16 protein-coding genes are annotated in these 18,111 nt (G+C 57.1%); 12 read left to right on the plus strand and 4 right to left on the minus strand.

Annotated features, from left to right (window positions below; translation table 11 throughout):
• Positions 1-136 precede the first annotated feature (136 nt).
• The 5 genes from rpsA to HMPREF0308_RS05015 all read left to right on the plus strand — a co-directional run bounded on the left by rpsA (position 137) and on the right by HMPREF0308_RS05015 (position 5,572).
• Positions 137-1,597: a 30S ribosomal protein S1 gene (rpsA, locus tag HMPREF0308_RS04995; protein ID WP_005529311.1), complete on the plus strand. Its 1,461-nt coding sequence runs from the start codon at positions 137-139 to the stop codon at positions 1,595-1,597.
• 103 nt (positions 1,598-1,700) lie between these two features.
• On the plus strand, positions 1,701-2,300 hold the full coding sequence (gene coaE / locus HMPREF0308_RS05000; RefSeq protein WP_005529313.1) for a dephospho-CoA kinase: 600 nt from the start codon (positions 1,701-1,703) through the stop codon (positions 2,298-2,300).
• 105 nt (positions 2,301-2,405) lie between these two features.
• Positions 2,406-2,768, plus strand: coding sequence for a DUF4259 domain-containing protein (locus HMPREF0308_RS05005; protein WP_005529317.1), 363 nt, complete (start codon positions 2,406-2,408; stop codon positions 2,766-2,768).
• 69 nt (positions 2,769-2,837) lie between these two features.
• The gene (gene uvrB / locus HMPREF0308_RS05010; RefSeq protein ID WP_005529319.1) at positions 2,838-4,931 is read left to right on the plus strand and encodes an excinuclease ABC subunit UvrB; all 2,094 of its coding nucleotides are present in this window, start codon (positions 2,838-2,840) and stop codon (positions 4,929-4,931) included.
• A 200-nt stretch (positions 4,932-5,131) separates the two neighbouring features.
• A complete protein-coding gene (locus HMPREF0308_RS05015; RefSeq protein ID WP_005529320.1) occupies positions 5,132-5,572 on the plus strand; it encodes a universal stress protein in 441 nt (146 codons plus the stop codon).
• A 129-nt stretch (positions 5,573-5,701) separates the two neighbouring features.
• Here HMPREF0308_RS05015 and HMPREF0308_RS05020 read toward each other — a convergent pair whose 3' ends face one another.
• From HMPREF0308_RS05020 to HMPREF0308_RS05035, 4 genes are all read right to left on the minus strand, one after another.
• Entirely contained in the window at positions 5,702-6,745 is a 1,044-nt protein-coding gene (locus HMPREF0308_RS05020) for an App1 family protein phosphatidate phosphatase (RefSeq protein ID WP_050765405.1), read from the minus strand.
• A 10-nt stretch (positions 6,746-6,755) separates the two neighbouring features.
• On the minus strand, positions 6,756-9,023 hold the full coding sequence (locus HMPREF0308_RS05025; protein WP_080548603.1) for a HelD family protein: 2,268 nt from the start codon (positions 9,021-9,023) through the stop codon (positions 6,756-6,758).
• 74 nt (positions 9,024-9,097) lie between these two features.
• Positions 9,098-10,015: a DoxX family protein gene (locus tag HMPREF0308_RS05030; RefSeq protein WP_034656884.1), complete on the minus strand. Its 918-nt coding sequence runs from the start codon at positions 10,013-10,015 to the stop codon at positions 9,098-9,100.
• 117 nt (positions 10,016-10,132) lie between these two features.
• Complete coding sequence (locus HMPREF0308_RS05035) at positions 10,133-10,735, minus strand: MBL fold metallo-hydrolase (RefSeq protein ID WP_005529324.1); 603 nt, start codon at positions 10,733-10,735, stop codon at positions 10,133-10,135.
• A gap of 91 nt (positions 10,736-10,826) precedes the next feature.
• Here HMPREF0308_RS05035 and uvrA point away from each other — a divergent pair, with 91 nt between their 5' ends.
• The 7 genes from uvrA to HMPREF0308_RS05070 all read left to right on the plus strand — a co-directional run bounded on the left by uvrA (position 10,827) and on the right by HMPREF0308_RS05070 (position 17,819).
• Entirely contained in the window at positions 10,827-13,664 is a 2,838-nt protein-coding gene (gene uvrA / locus HMPREF0308_RS05040; RefSeq protein ID WP_034656886.1) for an excinuclease ABC subunit UvrA, read from the plus strand.
• A gap of 187 nt (positions 13,665-13,851) precedes the next feature.
• Positions 13,852-14,610 carry a serine hydrolase gene (locus tag HMPREF0308_RS05045; RefSeq protein ID WP_114976299.1) on the plus strand — a complete coding sequence of 253 codons (759 nt, stop codon included), beginning with the start codon at positions 13,852-13,854 and terminating at the stop codon, positions 14,608-14,610.
• Between the two features lie 298 nt (positions 14,611-14,908).
• Positions 14,909-15,430: a translation initiation factor IF-3 gene (gene infC, locus HMPREF0308_RS05050; RefSeq protein ID WP_080548604.1), complete on the plus strand. Its 522-nt coding sequence runs from the start codon at positions 14,909-14,911 to the stop codon at positions 15,428-15,430.
• A 36-nt stretch (positions 15,431-15,466) separates the two neighbouring features.
• Positions 15,467-15,661, plus strand: coding sequence for a 50S ribosomal protein L35 (gene rpmI / locus HMPREF0308_RS05055; RefSeq protein WP_005529328.1), 195 nt, complete (start codon positions 15,467-15,469; stop codon positions 15,659-15,661).
• Positions 15,662-15,716: 55 nt separating this feature from the next.
• Entirely contained in the window at positions 15,717-16,100 is a 384-nt protein-coding gene (gene rplT, locus HMPREF0308_RS05060) for a 50S ribosomal protein L20 (protein ID WP_005529329.1), read from the plus strand.
• Positions 16,101-16,386: 286 nt separating this feature from the next.
• On the plus strand, positions 16,387-16,854 hold the full coding sequence (locus HMPREF0308_RS05065; RefSeq protein ID WP_005529330.1) for a TM2 domain-containing protein: 468 nt from the start codon (positions 16,387-16,389) through the stop codon (positions 16,852-16,854).
• A gap of 161 nt (positions 16,855-17,015) precedes the next feature.
• Complete coding sequence (locus HMPREF0308_RS05070) at positions 17,016-17,819, plus strand: TrmH family RNA methyltransferase (RefSeq protein ID WP_005529332.1); 804 nt, start codon at positions 17,016-17,018, stop codon at positions 17,817-17,819.
• The last annotated feature ends 292 nt before the right edge of the window (positions 17,820-18,111 follow it).

Genomic DNA, 18,111 nt, shown 5'->3' on the forward strand with positions numbered 1-18,111 from the left:
AGGGCTTTATACATCGTCACGGCGGGATCGGAATCCATCCTAAACCATCGCCATTTGGCCTGTTTAGAGATGCTTTTCGAGAGACCCGTAACTGTCCAATTACGATCTCCTACATCACTTCGGAGCATTTCTACATATGCCAACTTCTAACACCCCTCAGGTTGCGATTAACGACATCGGAACCGCTGAGGACTTCCTCGCTGCTGTTGACGCAACCATCAAGTACTTCAACGATGGTGACATCGTCGAGGGCACCGTGGTCAAGGTTGACCACGACGAGGTCCTGCTCGACATCGGATACAAGACCGAAGGCGTCATCCCGTCCCGCGAGCTGTCCATCAAGCACGACGTCGACCCGGATGAGGTCGTCGAGGTCGGCGATCAGATCGACGCACTTGTTCTCACCAAGGAGGACAAGGAAGGCCGTCTGATCCTGTCCAAGAAGCGCGCACAGTACGAGCGCGCTTGGGGCGCAGTCGAGGAGCTGCACGCCAAGGAAGAGCCAGTTACCGGTACCGTTATCGAGGTCGTCAAGGGCGGCCTGATTCTGGACATCGGCCTGCGTGGCTTCCTGCCTGCTTCCCTCGTCGAGATGCGTCGCGTCCGCGACCTGGAGCCATACATCGGCCAGGAGCTGGAAGCAAAGATCATCGAGCTCGACAAGCAGCGTAACAACGTCGTCCTGTCCCGCCGTGCATTCCTCGAGCAGACCCAGTCTGAGGTTCGCTCCGAGTTCCTGCACCAGCTGCAGAAGGGCCAGGTCCGCAAGGGCGTTGTTTCCTCCATCGTCAACTTCGGCGCATTCGTTGATCTCGGCGGTGTCGACGGCCTGGTTCACGTTTCCGAGCTGTCTTGGAAGCACATCGACCACCCGTCCGAGGTTGTCACCGTTGGCGACGAAGTCACCGTTGAGGTTCTCGACGTTGATCTCGACCGCGAGCGCGTTTCCCTCTCCCTGAAGGCTACCCAGGAAGATCCGTGGCGCGTATTCGCCCGCACCCACGCTGTGGGCCAGATCGTCCCGGGCAAGGTCACCAAGCTCGTTCCGTTCGGCGCATTCGTTCGCGTCGAAGAGGGCATCGAGGGCCTGGTTCACATCTCCGAGCTGGCTCAGCGCCACGTCGAGGTTCCGGACCAGGTTGTCACCGTTGGCCAGGAAGTCATGGTCAAGGTCATCGACATCGATCTCGAGCGTCGTCGTATCTCCCTGTCCGTTAAGCAGGCAGACGAGGACTACACCGAAGAGTTCGATCCGTCCAAGTACGGCATGGCTGACTCCTACGACGAGCAGGGCAACTACGTCTTCCCAGAGGGCTTCGACCCAGAGACCAACGAGTGGCTCGAGGGCTACGACGAGCAGCGTCAGGCTTGGGAGGCACGCTACGCCGAGTCCGAGCGTCGCTTCAACCTGCACACCGCTCAGATCGAGCGCAACCGTGCCGCAGCCGCTGAGGCTGCAGAGGCTAACGAGTCCTCCAACTACTCCTCCGAGTCCAACGATGCAGCTCCGGCATCCGAGGCACCGGCTGAGGTTGGCGGCTCCTTGGCTTCCGACGAGCAGCTCGCTGCTCTGCGCGACAAGCTCGCTGGTAACTAAGTCTTAACTTTCAAGGCTTAAACAGCGCCTAGCTGAATGTAGGCCGCATCCTTCGTTCTTATTTGAACGCAGGATGCGGCCTTTTCGCGTAGTCTGAACCTTTATGAAACTCATCGGACTCACTGGCGGCATCGGAAGCGGAAAGTCCACCGTTGCCCGTTTGCTCAAGGAACAGGGCTGGACTGTGGTCGACGCGGACCAGATCGCGCGGGACATCGTTGAGCCAGGCGAGCCGGCACTGACAGAGCTTGCTGAGGCTTTTGGCGCTGACATTATCCGCGAGGACGGAAGCTTGAACCGTGGTCTTCTGGCCACGCGCGCGTTTGGCGACGCCGCGTCGACGCAGCGCCTCAACGACATTACGCACCCACGAATCGAGGCTGAGACTCAGCGGCGGTTCGACGCTGCCCGCAGCGCTGGCGAGGAATTTGTGGTGTATGACATGCCATTGCTCGTGGACAAAGGTCTCCACACTGGGATGGATTACACCATCGTGGTCGACGTGGATGTGGCCACGCGTGTGCAGCGCCTCGTGGAGTTTCGCGGTCTTGATGAGACCGATGCGCGGCGCCGGATCGCAGCGCAGATTTCGGATGACGCACGGCTGGCAGTCGCTGACTTTGTCATTGATAACAACGGTGCCCTTGAGGAACTTCCTGGGCAAGTTGAACGCGTGGTTCCTGAAATCGCCGCTAAGAAATAGAGTGCTGCAGGCTTTTCTTAAGACAACTAATTTTCATTACTGATGTAGATAAAATTTACGCAGTTCTCTTTTTGTGTTCATTTTGGTTTCTTAGTGTCTGCTCCTATGGGGACGTGGGACGTAGGGCCATTTGATAATCATGCCGCTTGTGAGTTGCTTGCGGAGCTTCGTGATGGCACCTTCGATTTCGAGCATTTCAAGAGATCCTGCGCTGATAGTCCCCTTGACGTAGATGAAGCTGAAAAGGTTATTGCGCTGGGAGCGCTAGTGAATACTCCGCAGGACCGGCTGCCCAACGGCGTGTCAGCTAAGGAATTGAAGTCGATTTGTACTCCGCAGTCGCGAGCGTGGTTGCGAAAGAAGATTAATTCGACCTTGGAGCCTGAAAGCTCGCCTGTTTATGCGCTGTGGGAAACAACAGGGGAGTTGGAGATCTGGGTGCAGTCGGTTCGTGCGTCTTTGCCCTAGGTGGCCGAACACGATAAAGCGCGTTTAGCCGCGCAATGGTTGCCAAGAAATAGCGCTAGACTGGCCGTCATGGCTTTTGCAGCAGAACATCCCATTTTGCCCGTCTCTGAACACCGTCCCGTTGGAGAGGTGGAGCGGCGATCCGCAGAATTCAAGGTGGAGTCAGAGTTTCAGCCCTCGGGCGACCAGCCGGCTGCCATCGCTGAGCTCGACGAGCGTCTCAGTAGAGGCGAGCGCGATGTTGTGCTCATGGGTGCAACCGGTACAGGCAAATCAGCTACAGCAGCGTGGCTCATTGAAAAGCAACAGCGTCCCACGCTCGTCATGGCCCCAAACAAGACCTTGGCAGCGCAATTGGCTAACGAGCTGCGCCAGCTGCTCCCACACAATGCGGTGGAGTACTTCGTCTCCTACTACGACTACTACCAACCAGAGGCCTATATCGCGCAGACGGATACCTACATTGAGAAGGATTCCTCCATTAACGAGGACGTCGAACGCCTGCGCCACTCCGCGACTTCCGCATTGCTTTCTCGCCGCGACGTTGTTGTTGTTTCCTCCGTGTCTTGTATCTACGGTCTGGGCACGCCGCAATCCTATTTAGACCGTTCGGTGATAATCGAGGAAGGCGAGGAAATCGACCGCGACCGCTTCCTGCGCCTGCTTGTGGATATTCAATATGAGCGCAACGATGTGGGCTTTACTCGTGGTACTTTCCGCGTGAAGGGCGATACGGTCGACATCATCCCGGCCTACGAGGAACGTGCGGTACGGATTGAGTTCTTTGGTGATGATGTTGACGAGCTCTATTACATCCATCCGCTGACGGGCGACGTCCTCGAGCGCGTCGACGAGGTGCGAATCTTTCCAGCTACGCACTATGTGGCTGGTCCAGAACGCATGGCAAAGGCAGTGGAAGATATCAAGGCGGAACTTGCCGAGCGGCTCGCCGACCTAGAAAACCGCGGCAAGTTACTAGAGGCGCAGCGTCTGCGCATGCGTACCGAGTACGACCTAGAGATGATTGAGCAGGTTGGCTTCTGTTCCGGCATTGAGAACTACTCCCGCCACATTGACGGGCGCCCGGCAGGTTCCGCACCAGCTACGCTGCTGGACTACTTCCCAGAGGACTTCCTGACCATCATTGACGAGTCTCACGTAACCGTTCCGCAGATTGGCGGCATGTTCGAAGGCGACATGTCCCGCAAGCGCAACCTTGTGGAATTCGGGTTCCGCCTGCCGTCAGCTACGGACAACCGTCCGCTAACCTTCGACGAATTCGAAGAACGCGTTGGCCAGACCGTCTACATGTCCGCAACCCCAGGCAACTTCGAGCTCACGGCCTCCCAAGGCGAGTACGTGGAGCAGGTTATCCGCCCAACCGGACTTATTGATCCGAAAGTCACAGTCAAGCCGACCAAGGGCCAAATCGACGATCTCATCGATGAGATTCGTCAACGCACGGCAAAGCAAGAGCGTGTGCTTGTCACTACGCTTACCAAACGCATGGCCGAGGACCTCACGGATTACCTGTTGGAGCACGGCGTTAAGGTGCGCTACCTCCACTCAGACATCGATACCTTGCAGCGCGTGGAGTTGTTGCGCCAGCTGCGCTTGGGCGAGTACGACGTCCTCGTGGGCATCAACCTGCTGCGTGAGGGACTTGACCTTCCTGAGGTTTCCTTGGTGGCCATCCTTGATGCCGATAAGGAGGGCTTTCTGCGCTCGACGACGTCACTTATCCAGACCATTGGCCGTGCAGCGCGAAATGTCTCAGGCGAGGTCATTATGTACGCGGACAAGATAACTGACTCGATGCAGGAAGCCATTGAGGAAACCGAGCGACGCCGCGCGAAGCAAATTGCCTATAACGAGGAACACGGAATTGACCCGCAGCCGTTGCGTAAGAAGATCGCGGACATTCTGGACCAGGTCTACGAATCCGATGGGGAAGAGGCCGCCGCAAGTGACCCAGCCGCGCTGATGGATAAGCCTGATGTCTCCACGATGGCAGTCGATGAGGTACAAAAGCTGATCGACGACCTCACCGCCCAGATGGGCGCTGCGGCTCGTGAACTCAAATTTGAGCTGGCGGGCCGGCTACGTGATGAGATTGCGGATCTCAAGAAAGAGCTGCGCGGTCTCAAGGAAGCGGGAATCTAAAAGAGCTTAAAAGTGAAGCGTGGGCGACACGGTCGCAAAATTGTGAGAAAAACAGCACGTTGATTAATGCGTCAAAATTGACACGTCGAGTAACGAGTCAGTCACAAAATTGTTAGACTAGCGATTGCGCCTTTAAAGCATAAGCAATTTGCATATTCTGCATCATCACTTGGGGCTAAGGCCCCTAAAGAAAGGTCATCATGAGCGATTACAACAAGATCGTGGTTGGCACCGACGGATCCAAGTCCTCCCTCCTCGCAGTGGAGCGCGCCGCCAAGATCGCCGCAGCATTCGATGCAACTCTAATCATCGGTTGTGCTTACTACGAGAACCAGGAGCAGGCTTCCAAGACCTTGCGCCAGGATTCCGTGACCATTCTGGGTGACGAGAAGGCAGAGGCTAACCTGCAGGCGGGCAAGGAGCACGCCGAGAAGTTCGGTGTTGCTAAGGTCGAGACCGCCGTTCGCCCTGGCACCCCAGTCCAGGCACTGATGTCCATCGTCAACGACAACAACGCTGACCTACTCATCGTCGGTAACCGCGGCATCAACTCCCTGACCGGCCGTCTGCTGGGTTCCGTTCCGGCCGATGTTGCTCGCCAGTCCGATTGCGACGTCATGATCGTCCACACCGTGAACTAAGAACCTGTGCCGCCCAAGCGGCAGCAGATAAGGCCTAGGGCTCCTCACTGAGGAACCCTAGGCCTTTATTTTTTTAAATCCGCTGTGCTCGCCGGCCTATGCACCGGGACCGGACGCATTGTTGGTGTCTTAGCTGTCGGAGCCGTACACCTCACTGTTGATTTCGGGCTCGATGCCGCGCATCTTGGCAGCCAAGGTTTGGCCATTTTCGCCCTGAATTAGTGGAATCGAAAAAGAGCCTTCCTCATTCGCGTCCGCGAGTGGTGCTAAAGAACCGTGGGAGAGCAGTTGCTCTTGCGGGGAGAGGTTGCGTATTGCTACCGCCGCTACCCGGTCCGGGTGCTCGTTGGCGGCGTCGCCATAGGTGAGCGGGTCATGCTGCCCGTCGTCACCAATAAGCAGCCACTTCATCCACGGGAAAGCGATGAAGAGGTTACGCAGCTGCACGCGTTTGTGCTCCTGACCGTTGCGGAAGAGACCGGTAGGAGTTGGTCCCCAGTCCGTCAATAGCAATGGCCCCTTAGGGAAGCCGTTATTTTCCATGAAGGTGACCAAGGTATCGTAGGTATTCCATGCACCCGTGGACAAGTAAATGAACGGCATGTCGGGGTGCTTGGCGCGCAGCTCTTGGTAGAACCCAGCCATGCCCTCTACAGGCTGACGGGTGTTGGTTCGCTTGACCCAGGAATTCCAAGCTGCCGTCATAGCGCGTGGAAGCCACGTCACCATAACAGTGTCATCGATGTCGCTGACCACGCCCAGAGGCGAGTCTTCCGAGACAATGAGTACCTCAGCGGTGATTGGCTCTGCGCCTGCAGCATCAATAGTGACTTCGTGCCAGCCGGCCTCAAGGCCATGCTCATGAACCAAAATGTCCACGTAGCCGTTGTAGTTAGTGTGCCCGGTTACAGTCTTTCCGTTTACGGTCACTGAAACATCGAGGTTGGCCACCTGGATAGTAAAGAACTGCCGGTAGCCTCGCTGTGCCCAAGTCTCATTTTCTGTGGACTCAGGGTCATGCATGAGAACACGGCCCAAGACGTGAACAAACTCGGTGTTGCCATATCCGGCATAACCCGAAAGCTTGGGTACCCATCCTTTGCGGGTGGAACGTCGCAAAGCTGCCGAGTTGGAAGCGCGTTCAATTTTACGTGCGATGTCAGATAAAGCCATGCCCACCAGACTAGTGGAAGATTTCCTGCCACCGTCCGGCCAAGGTCAAGGATTGCGTTGCGCGAGTTACCGCAACGTACAGATTTTGCAAGCCCTGTGGAGAGGCCGCAACGATGTCGTCAGGATCCACTACGACCACATGGTCGAACTCAAGTCCTTTAATGTCCTCGACGTTTTCCCGCGTGATAACAGCATTCAGCCGGCCATCTTTGTCTGTGAAAGTGCCGGGTACGTAGTCTCGTGTCTCTGTCGCAAATTCGACGGGCACACCATCTCGAACCGCCACAGCGGGCGTGGATTGGGGGTTAATAAGCTCCAATAACGAATTGGCCAAATCTGCAATTGGCTGGGGAGTGCGGTAGTTGACGGTCAATTGATGATGCCGGAAACGCTTCGCTACAAAAGGTTCTAAGGCTTCAGCCCAGTCATCAACTCCAGCAGGAGCGCCAGTCTGCGCGGTGTCACCCACAAGCGTCATCCATCGGGAAGGGCTGCGACGGAATAGCATCCGCCACTCCATGGGGCTGAGTTCTTGCGCTTCGTCAACGATGATGTGTCCGTAAGCCCAGGTGTAATCCTCCTGCGCACGTTCGGCCGTGGTGCGGTTGTCGCTTACTTCCTGGCGGCGCGCGAGGGTCTCTGCGTCGATGACGTCGTGTGCGGACAAGATCTCCGCATCGAACATGTCGTCATCGTTGTCGGTCGAGTCAGAGGAAGTCAGAATATCGAGCGCATCCTCCGCATCGGCAACCTGTTCACGCCAGGCTTTGTCCGCGGCTGCCTTCTCCTCCTCTGGGTTTGGCATACCGATGAGGACCGCTAGTTCGTCCAACAATGCCGCATCCGATGCAGTCCACGCATCACCTTGCGCGCGGTACAGGGCTTCACGGGTCTCAGAATCATAGTCGCTGGCGGCAGCGTCAATTTGCTCCTGGGAGGACAAGAGATCAGCCAGAACTGTGCGCGGGTCAAGGGTGGGCCAAAACTGGTCGATGAGTTGCTGCACCTGCGGCTCATCCACCAGATCGTCATGCAGCTGATCGACGTCGGCGCGGGACAGGAGATTCTGACCGCCCAACGGGTCCGCACCAATTTTCTGTGCCATCTGTTGTGCGAGGGACTCGATGAGATGCTCAGAAAATGCTGCTCGCGCATCGTTGTGCGGTTTGCGGGAGCGGCGGGCACGAGTGCGTGCCGCCTTGACCATTGCAGCATCGATATCCAATTCCAAGTGCTCTGCGGTAATGCACTGGGTGTCAGTGGGGAGGGTCTGGTAGTTCTTCACCGCGGCGGACAGGATATCCACCATTGCTTCAGAACCCTTGATCTCACGCCCGAGCAGTGGCTCTTGATGGGTCGGCGTGATGCCTGGGAACAGGTCGCCCACGGTGGAAAGCACCACGCCGGTCTCGCCGAGTTCCGGAAGAACGCGGGAGATGTAGTCCAAGAAGGTGGAGTTCGGGCCGACGATGAGCACGCCAGTGGCAGCCAGTTGTTCGCGATGGGTGTAGAGCAGATACGCCACTCTATGGAGCGCCACTGCGGTCTTTCCTGTGCCGGGTCCGCCCTCAACTACGAGGACGCCGCGGGTATTGTCGCGGATGATCTCATCTTGTTCGCGCTGGATGGTCTCCACGATGGATTCCATGTGGCCCGTACGTGCTCGCTGGAGTGCTTGGTAGAGCGCGGATTCACTGGCAACGCCTGCGCTTTCCGACGCCGCGCCTGTACCTGAGAGGACCTCATCGTTGATGTCCGTAACGAGGCGGCCTTTGGTACGAATGTGTCGGCGGACGGTGACGCCTTCTGGCTGCGCTGTGGTCGCAAGGTAGAAGGGGCGGGCCATTGGTGCACGCCAGTCGAGGAGGAGCGTCCGGTAGTCGTCCTCACGAGCATCCAGGCCCATCCTGCCGATATACCTGCGGTCGAGGCCTTCTTCGGTGGGATTGTCGCCGGGGGCGTCGATGTCTATGCGCCCAAAGACTAAGCCGAGCTGAGCCAGATTAAGGCGGTCCAACTTCGCTTGCAGGCCGTGGTACTCCGTTTCACGGCGGATGAGTGCGTCTGCGTCTGGAGTATGCGGGTCGACGTCTTTCTGCACCTCGTTTAGCTTCTCATTGGCCAAGGCAACTTCTCGGTCGAGCCGGGAGAAGAGATTATCGACGTATTCTTGTTCCGCGTTAATTTCGCGTGCGGTCTCATTCGTCACTGGTCCCTGCGGCGACTTGGCGTTAGACAACTCTGGTGAAGACACTCTGCTCCCAAAATCTCGATGCATGTGGACCGTGCGGACACGGTTAGAAAAACAACAACGGCCCAGCATACCTTGCTGGGCCGCTGAGGGTTAAAGGCTTAGTTCAGGCGGTCGCCGAACTTCTTGATGGCCTTGTCGATCTTCTTGGAAGCTTCAGCCTGAAGCTTCTCAGCGCGCTTGGTTGCCTTCTTAACTGCGCGCTTGTTGGACTTGGTGTCCACCTTGGCCAGAGCATCGTCAGCCCGGGACTGTGCCTTCGTAGCAGCCTTGACAGCGCTCTTGCGTGCCAGCTCGGCGTTGTCCTGAGCTGCAGACAGCCAGTCATCCTTGTTGTCATCGATGAAGTTACGAGCCTGCTCGGCGCTGTCCTCGATGAAAGAGCGAGCAGTGTCTACGAGACCCTTGCCGGTCGCTTGCCAATCATCCTTGTTGTCATCGACGTATTCCTTGGCGCCCTCGAACCAGTCGGTGGCCTTGGAGGAGAAGTCATCCGCGCGGTCAGAGATGCTGTCAGCGAACTTTTGCTGCTCGGACTTGGTGGGCAGAGCCTGCTGAATCTTCTTGTTGGTGCGCTCCGCAGTCTTGGATGCGCGCCAGCGCAGGGAAGGCTTACCCTCGGTGTCCTGGGTCGCGATAAAGAGCGCGCCTAGCAGAGCGGTGTTGGTGAGGAAACCGTTGCGGCGGTCATTTTTCTCCTCGGTGGTCTCAGCCTCCCAGAAAGCGTTACGGCCAAGCAGATTAGGCAGCGTAGACAATGCGAGAACTGCGGCGGAGGTGCGCGGTGCCTTGCCCAGCGCAAGCGTGGAACCGGCGCCGACCTTGAGGCCGCCGATTGCGCGCGCTGCGAGCTCAGGGTCATTGGGAATGTAACCGGCGTACTGGGCTGGAACGACCTTATGCAGACGGTTGAGCACGGACTCCGTTTCCGCTACGTGGTCGGAAGCGTTACGGAGAGTATCGACACCGTCCCATACGAAAACCGAAGCCAGCATCGGGCGGGCAAACTTACGAATCATTACGTGCTCCATTCATTGAGTAAATTAATGTGCGTTAAACCAGTGTACGGAAAAATGCCGGCCCGCGGAGCGAGTCGAGCGCCCCTACTCGCCCCCGAGAGGGGAAGAATTTGGTGTCTACCAGCGGCGTTCCCACCACTCGTCGAGTTTCGGCCGTTCCTCACCAAGAGTTGTAGATTTGCCGTGGCCTGGTCGGACAATCGCTGAATCCGGATAGACGTCGAAGATGCGCTCGCTGACGTCCTTGTACAGCCTGACGAAGTCTCCCTCTGAGGTGGTCTTTCCTACGCCACCTGGGAAGAGTGAATCGCCGACAAACAAGTTCGTCGTGCCATCGATATCCACGGCAATCGCGGCCCCGCCTGGGGTGTGGCCACGCAGGATGATTGCAGGAAACTCGCGGCCGGCGAATGGAACCGTGTCCCCCTGGCGCAGATCGACGTCGACCGGTGCGGGCAATGCAGGGGAGTCCAGGAAGGAAGCATAGTGGGTGGCCCCGGTGGCCTCGATGATGTCTTTTGTTGCCCGCACGTGGTCCCAGTGGCGGTGGGTCGTCAGCAAAGCGGTGATCTTCACGCCCTTGTCTGCAGCTAGTTGGAGGATTGCCGGCGCATCATCCGCGGCATCGACAAGCAGTGCTTCATCGCCGCAACAAATCAGGTAGCAGTTGTTGTCCATGTCGGAGACGGAAATACTGTGAAGGGAAAGCGTGTTATTCATGTGTCCAACCCTACGGGTAGATTCTTAGAGAGACATTTTCTACTGGCCTCGCTGACCCCACAGCGCGGGCCGATAAGAGGAGGCACACATAGTGGCTGATCGTTTGGTCGTACGTGGAGCTCGCGAGCACAACCTCAAAGGCGTCGATATCGACCTGCCACGTGACAAAATGGTGGTTTTCACTGGCTTGTCGGGTTCTGGCAAGTCATCGCTGGCCTTTGACACCATTTTCGCGGAGGGCCAGCGGCGCTACGTGGAGTCGTTGAGCTCTTATGCTCGCATGTTCTTGGGCCAGATGGACAAGCCGGACGTGGACTTTATCGATGGACTTTCGCCGGCGGTCTCCATCGACCAGAAATCGACGAACCACAACCCTCGTTCGACTGTGGGCACCATCACAGAGATCTACGATTATCTGCGTTTGCTGTTTTCGCGTGCTGGCACCCCGCATTGCCCGGAATGCGATGCAGTGATCGAGCGGCAGACGCCGCAGCAGATTGTGGATGCTGTTCTTGAGCTGGAAGAAAAGCTGAAGTTCCAGGTTCTCGCGCCGGTGGTGCGCAAACGCAAGGGTGAGTTTGTTGATCTCTTCGCGGATCTCGCATCGCAGGGTTACTCCCGCGTGCGCGTCGACGGCGAGGTTTACCAGCTTACCGAGCCGCCAACGCTGAAAAAACAGATCAAGCACGACATCGACGTCGTTGTTGACCGCCTCCAGGTCAAGGCTTCCCAAAAGCAACGTTTGACTGACTCTGTGGAGACCGCTTTGCGCCTGGCTGGCGGTTTGGTGACACTCGACTTCATCGATAACCCGGAGCTCACTCACACCTACTCCGAAAAAGCCGCTTGTCCGAATGGCCACGCGCTGACCATCGAGGAATACGAGCCGCGCGCGTTCTCCTTCAACGCACCCTTTGGTTCCTGCCCGGTCTGTGATGGTCTCGGTACCCGTCTCGAAGTTGATGTGGACCTGCTCATACCAGATCCAGATGCTCCCGCAGTCGACGCCATTCAGCCGTGGCACTCGAGTCCGAACTCGCGCTACTTCGTCAAGCTCGTCGAGGGCCTGGCTAAGACCATGGGCTTCGACCCGAAGACCCCGGTTTCCGAGCTGACCAAGGAGCAGCGTGACGCCCTCATCTACGGCACGGACATTGAGGTCAATGTTCGCTACAAGAATCGTTACGGCCGCCAGCGCAATTGGAATGCGCCTTTCGAGGGCGCCATTGGCTTCTTGGAGCGCAAGCTGGAGCAAGCAGACTCCGACTCGCAGAAGGATCGCCTGCTTCAGTACACGCGCCGCGTGGCGTGCAACGCGTGTAAAGGCACTCGTCTGCGTCCGGAGATCCTCGCCGTGCGCCTTGAGTCCACTGCTCACGGCGAAAAGTCCATCGCGGGTTTGTCCGCGTTGTCCATTGAAAGCGCTGCAGAATTCCTGGATTCACTAGTCTTGGGTCACCGCGAGGAAATTATTGCCGGCGCTGTGCTCAAGGAGATCCAAGCCCGCCTGCGTTTTTTGCTCGACGTGGGCTTGAACTACCTGACCTTGGACCGCGGCGCTTCGACGTTGTCGGGTGGCGAGGCGCAGCGTATTCGCTTGGCTACTCAGATTGGTTCGGGCTTGGCGGGCGTCCTGTACGTCCTCGACGAGCCGTCGATCGGCCTGCACCAGCGCGATAACCAGCGCCTCATCACTACGTTGAAGCGTCTGCGCGATATCGGCAACACCCTCATCGTTGTCGAGCACGACGAAGATACGATCCGCGAAGCGGACTGGCTTGTCGACGTCGGGCCTCGCGCCGGCGAGTATGGCGGCGAGGTGGTCTATCAAGGTGAGCCAGAGGGAATCCTCGAAGTTGAGGAGTCGCTGACGGGTCAATACTTGGCCGGTAATCGCGTCTTGGCCGTGCCGGATTCGCGCCGCGAGATCGATAAGGACCGAACCCTCAAGGTTGTCGGCGCGCGTGAGAACAACCTCAAGGGCATCGACGTCGAGATTCCACTGGGCGTCCTGGTGTGTATCACCGGTGTTTCAGGCTCCGGTAAGTCGACGGTGGTCAACCAGATTCTGGCGAAGACTCTGGCCAATAAGCTCAACCGCGCTCGCCAGGTTCCGGGACGCGCCAAGCGAGTAGAGGGCGTCGAGCACTTGGACAAGCTCGTGCAGGTGGACCAAAGCCCAATTGGCCGTACCCCACGTTCTAATCCCGCGACCTACACTGGTGTCTTCGACAAGATCCGCAACCTCTTCGCCGAGACACAAGAGGCGAAGGTTCGTGGCTATAAACCTGGCCGTTTCTCTTTCAACGTCAAGGGCGGTCGCTGTGAGGCGTGCCAAGGTGACGGCACCTTGAAGATCGAGATGAACTTCCTGCCGGACGTTTATGTCCCGTGTGAGGTTTGCCAGGGCGCTCGCTACAACCGTGAGACGCTTGAGGTTCTCTACAAGGGCAAGAACATCGCTGAGGTTCTTGACATGCCGATCTCCGAGGCAGCGGAGTTCTTTGAGCCGATTACCTCGATCCATCGTTACCTCGCCACGCTTGTCGACGTCGGACTGGGCTATGTTCGCTTGGGCCAAGCGGCAACCACGCTTTCTGGTGGTGAGGCTCAGCGCGTGAAGCTGGCATCTGAGCTGCAGAAGCGAACCAATGGTCGTACCGTGTACATCCTCGATGAGCCGACGACTGGACTGCACTTCGAGGACATTCGAAAGCTGATGCTCGTCATCCAGGGGCTCGTTGATAAGGGCAACTCGGTGCTCATCATTGAACACAACCTCGATGTAATCAAGGCAGCTGACTGGATTGTCGACATGGGCCCGGAAGGAGGCGATGGTGGAGGAACCGTTGTTGCGCAAGGTACTCCCGAGGATGTTGCAAAGGTGAAAGGCTCTTATACCGGCCAGTACCTCAAGGAGCTGTTGTAAGAGGCGGCTGCGCCCTAGACAAGGCTAGAATCTTTCGATTGAAGCACGTGAGATCCTTCCAGCTGATTACATCAGCGCTGGTTATCTTCGATTATCAGGAGCAGTGGGCGGTTGTGACAATGTCCAATCGGCTCCTGAAGGTGACGCTCAGAGTCAAGCCGCGCAATCTACGGAGGCTTTAGCTGGTGTGCTTAAAGATCGGAGCGCTGAGGAAGATTCGCTGCGTCTAGCTGGAGAACTGGATCGCGTGATTCGCCGTGTGGAAAAGCGCTACGGTGTCGAAGCAGGTGTTGCTATTGATGCTCAGTCTGGATCCGTCCAGCGTGGTCTGAAGGGCGAGGAGCCGACCTGGTCCACAATCAAAGTGCCGATTGCGATTGCAGCGGCGGAGGTCGGCGCGGATGAGCAGATGATAGATCTGGCAATCGAACAATCTGACAATGACGCCGCATATGCGTTGTGGACCCAGGTGCAATGGGAAACCGGTGACGCGAATGGCGCGGTTTCAGACCTGCTCGACGAATACGACGCACCAGCTAAAGTAGAGGACTCCTTTGGCTACTCCACATGGACGCTGAAAAATCAGGCTGCATTTGGGGCTTCACTTCCGTGCGTCGCTCATGCCCGCCATGTATATGATGCGATGGCCAATCTCATCGTCTACCACGACAACGGGCTCTCCGCACTGCCCGATACGCGTGCAAAGGGCGGATGGGGTCTGTCTGAGATTGATGGAATGTATGCCCACCGGCAGTTCGGCGTGCGCACCACCAAAGGCGCCGAGCCGCAGAGCGTTGGGCTAGCAATCGAAGTCGTGATGCCGGGGGATGATTTCAGCGATGCTGAGCCGGCTCTCAATGCGCTAGCGAAGGGCGTCGACAAGCTTGTGGAGCAAGCCATCGCAGATGGGGCCATAAAACCCTATGTAGAGTGCAGGCGGATCTAAGCAAGTTGTGGATGCAGTCAAAAAGTGTGGGCGCGTTGCGATTTGGATTTTGTATGAGCTGGTGTTAAGGTAATCAGCACTACCGCCCGTAGGACCTTCTCCAGGAGGTCTCGGGTCACAAGCGGAGTTTCTCCCACCTGAAGCCGCGAAGTTCTTTGACTTCGTAGGATAAAGGTAAAAGGGTTGAGGTTAATACCTTAACGTTTTTATGAGAGCTCCCGGCTGCTTCTGGCAGACCGGGATTTCGTTTGTGGTCTCGGTAGGCACATCACTAACCCCCTAATCGAGGAGAACCACAATCAGCGCTGAAGCTCGCATTAATGAGCGCATCCGAGTACCCGAGGTCCGTCTTGTTGGCCCCGGTGGTGAACAGGTGGGCATTGTCCGTACTGATGATGCTCGCAAGCTTGCATACGAAGCAGATCTTGACTTGGTCGAGGTGGCACCTAATGCAAAGCCGCCAGTAGCCAAGATCATGGACCACGGCAAATTTAAGTATGAGCAGGCTCAGAAGGCTCGCGAAGCCCGTAAGAACCAACAGCAGACTGTGGTTAAGGAACAGAAGTTCCGTCCGAAGATCGATGATCACGATTATGAAACCAAGAAGGGCAATGTGGTGCGCTTCCTGGAGAAGGGTTCCAAGGTCAAGGTAACCATCATGTTCCGTGGCCGCGAGCAGTCGCGTCCGGAACTTGGTTTCCGCCTGCTGGAGCGCCTCGCCGAGGATGTCGCCGAGTACGGCATCGTCGAGTCTCGCCCCAAGCAGGATGGTCGCAACATGACCATGGTTTTGGGACCCGTCCGCAAGGGCAAGAAGTAGACCAAGCTCCACTTAGGATTTAAGGACTTAATTCTCATGAAGCAGAAGACCCACAAGGGCACCGCCAAGCGCGTCAAGGTGACCGGTTCCGGCAAGCTGCGCCGTGAGCAGGCTGGCCGCCGCCACCTGCTGGAGGGCAAGCCATCCAAGCAGACCCGTCGTCTCAAGGGCACCAAGGACGTTGCACCTTCCGACGTCAAGCGCGTCAAGCGCCTGCTCGGCCGCTCCTAATTAGCGCCGAATCAACCCACTTACTAAACCCACAAAAGATTAAGGAAGTATTACTGTGGCACGAGTAAAGCGCTCAGTTAACGCCAAGAAGAAGCGCCGCGCGATTCTGAAGTCCGCTAAGGGCTACCGCGGCCAGCGCTCCCGCCTCTACCGTAAGGCCAAGGAGCAGTGGCTGCACTCCATGACTTACGCTTACCGCGACCGTCGTGCTCGTAAGTCTGAGTTCCGCAAGCTGTGGATCCAGCGCATCAACGCTGCTGCCCGCATGAACGACATCACCTACAACCGTCTCATCCACGGCCTGCGCTTGGCTGAGATCGAGGTTGACCGCAAGATCCTCGCTGAGCTTGCTGTAAACGACTTCGAGGCATTCTCCGCACTGTGCGAGGCTGCAAAGGCTGCACTGCCGGAGGACTTCAACGCTCCGAAGGCCGCCTAAGAACCGATACTTAAGGTTCTTTATCGAGCTTTATGCTCGTCAATCCCTCCACCTGAGTCCATGCGAACAGGTGGAGGGATTCGCCGTTTTATGGTGACAGTGCGGAAATGTCGCTGCGATTTTCTTAAACCGGCGGATAATCAAATTCCCATTGGTTGGGGATGATTCCCCAATTGATTCTTTCTTTTATGTGCCGAGTGATTTGTCGTGTTACCTTGACTGTGATGTTCGGCGCAGGGGCGCTGAACTTTTTTCTTAAATCTTGTCCATTTTCAGGAGCACTTTTATGACCTACCCAAACAATGGTTTTCAGCAAGGCAATGCTGGTGGCCAGCCGGTAAACCCATTTGGCCAGCCACAGGGTAACAATGTTCCAGCGCAGTTCCAGGGCGGACAACCGCAATATGGCCAGGGCTATTCTGCGCCGCAGCAATTTAGCCAACCGCAATACGGGCAGGCCTACCCAATGCAACAGCAGTATGCCGTTGTAGCTGAGCAGAAGTCCTGGGTGGCTGCATGGCTGCTCGCCTTTTTCTTCGGCTACCTCGGCGCGCACAACTTCTACCTGGGGAACACCGGGCGCGCGCTCGGCCAGTTGTTGGGCTTCATCTTCGGTTGCATCACCGTGTTTGTGCTCATTGGCTTCTTTGTAGTTGGTTTCATCTCATTGTGGGCGTTCGTTGAGTTCATCATGATTCTGGCCGGCGTCGGCGGATTCGACCGTGATGCGCAAGGCGTTCCGCTGCGTAAGTAGTTTTAAGTAGTCTGTCGACCTTCACCCTCCATCTTTCGGGCAATGCGAGATGGAGGGTTTGTGCATTGAAAGCCTTGTCCGGGTGAAAGGGCTCAAGGTGATTGGCCTTGCAGGGGAGGGGGAGGTTCTAAGCGCTAAACCTGGCTAGTAAGGTGGTGGCCATGAACCTCGACTTTGAGAGTGCCTTTACAGAGCGCACGCCGCGCATCGTCAATGCCGCCAAACTGCACCGTGCAGCGGCCCGCAAAAAGGCGAATCAATTCATCATTGAGGGCGAAAACGCAGTCGACGCCGCAGTATCTACCGGGGCCGCCACTGACGTATTCGTGACCGAGAAGGCTGCGGAACGCTTCCAAGACATCGTCACTGCGTGTGGCTATATGGATGTCTACGTCCATCCAATCACCGACAAAGCCGCACGCCATCTCTCTGATACCGCAACCACAACCGGTCTTTTCGCACTCTGCAAGCCTGTTCTTTGGTCGGCCGGAAAGATTCTCAACGGCAAGCCAAATCTAGTATCTGTGCCAGTCCTTACCTCGGAGCCTGGCAATGCTGGAACGCTCATCCGTACTTCGGACGCTATGGGCGCCGACGGCGTCATCTTTGCAGGCGAGACAGTCGATCCTCTGGGCTGCAAAGTGGCGCGTGCCTCGGCTGGGTCACTGTTTCATATTCCCGTAGCGCGCGATCCGAACATCAAGGATGTGCTTGGGCAGCTGCGGAAGTCAGGCATGCAGATTCTGGCGACTGCCGCTGATGGGGAAGTAGATCTTGCCGAGGCCGATCTCAGCCAACCCACCGCCTGGTTGTTCGGTAACGAAGCCCATGGACTAGGGGAGTTGCAAGAAGAAGCGGACATGCGCGTGCGCATTCCGATCCTCGGCCGCGCGGAGTCGCTCAACCTTGCCACGGCAGCCTCAATTTGTTTGTATGAATCTGCCAAAGCGTTGAATCGCTCCTAAAAATTGTTTGGCATGTCACAATCCGAACGGAAAAGTGGTGGCTAACGAACGGGAGCGTTTGGCTTATGGCTATTCCTTTCCACATTGTGTCGGTGCCTTCCGTCTTTCTCGCGAAGACACAGCTTGGCCACGCCCTGGACGTCGAGTCGCCAGCGCACCAACTGGTGACGGTGGAACTGGAACCCGATGACGGGCATAACTGCCCCTCACCCTGTCTCCTTTTCAGGGGTCATGCCCGTTGAGTGGACCCGTTCGATCAACTAGGAAACGTTAGCGGGGCTTAGTGGAGCGG

Origin of the sequence: Corynebacterium striatum ATCC 6940 (assembly GCF_000159135.1) — a bacterium.
Classification (GTDB): domain Bacteria; phylum Actinomycetota; class Actinomycetes; order Mycobacteriales; family Mycobacteriaceae; genus Corynebacterium; species Corynebacterium striatum.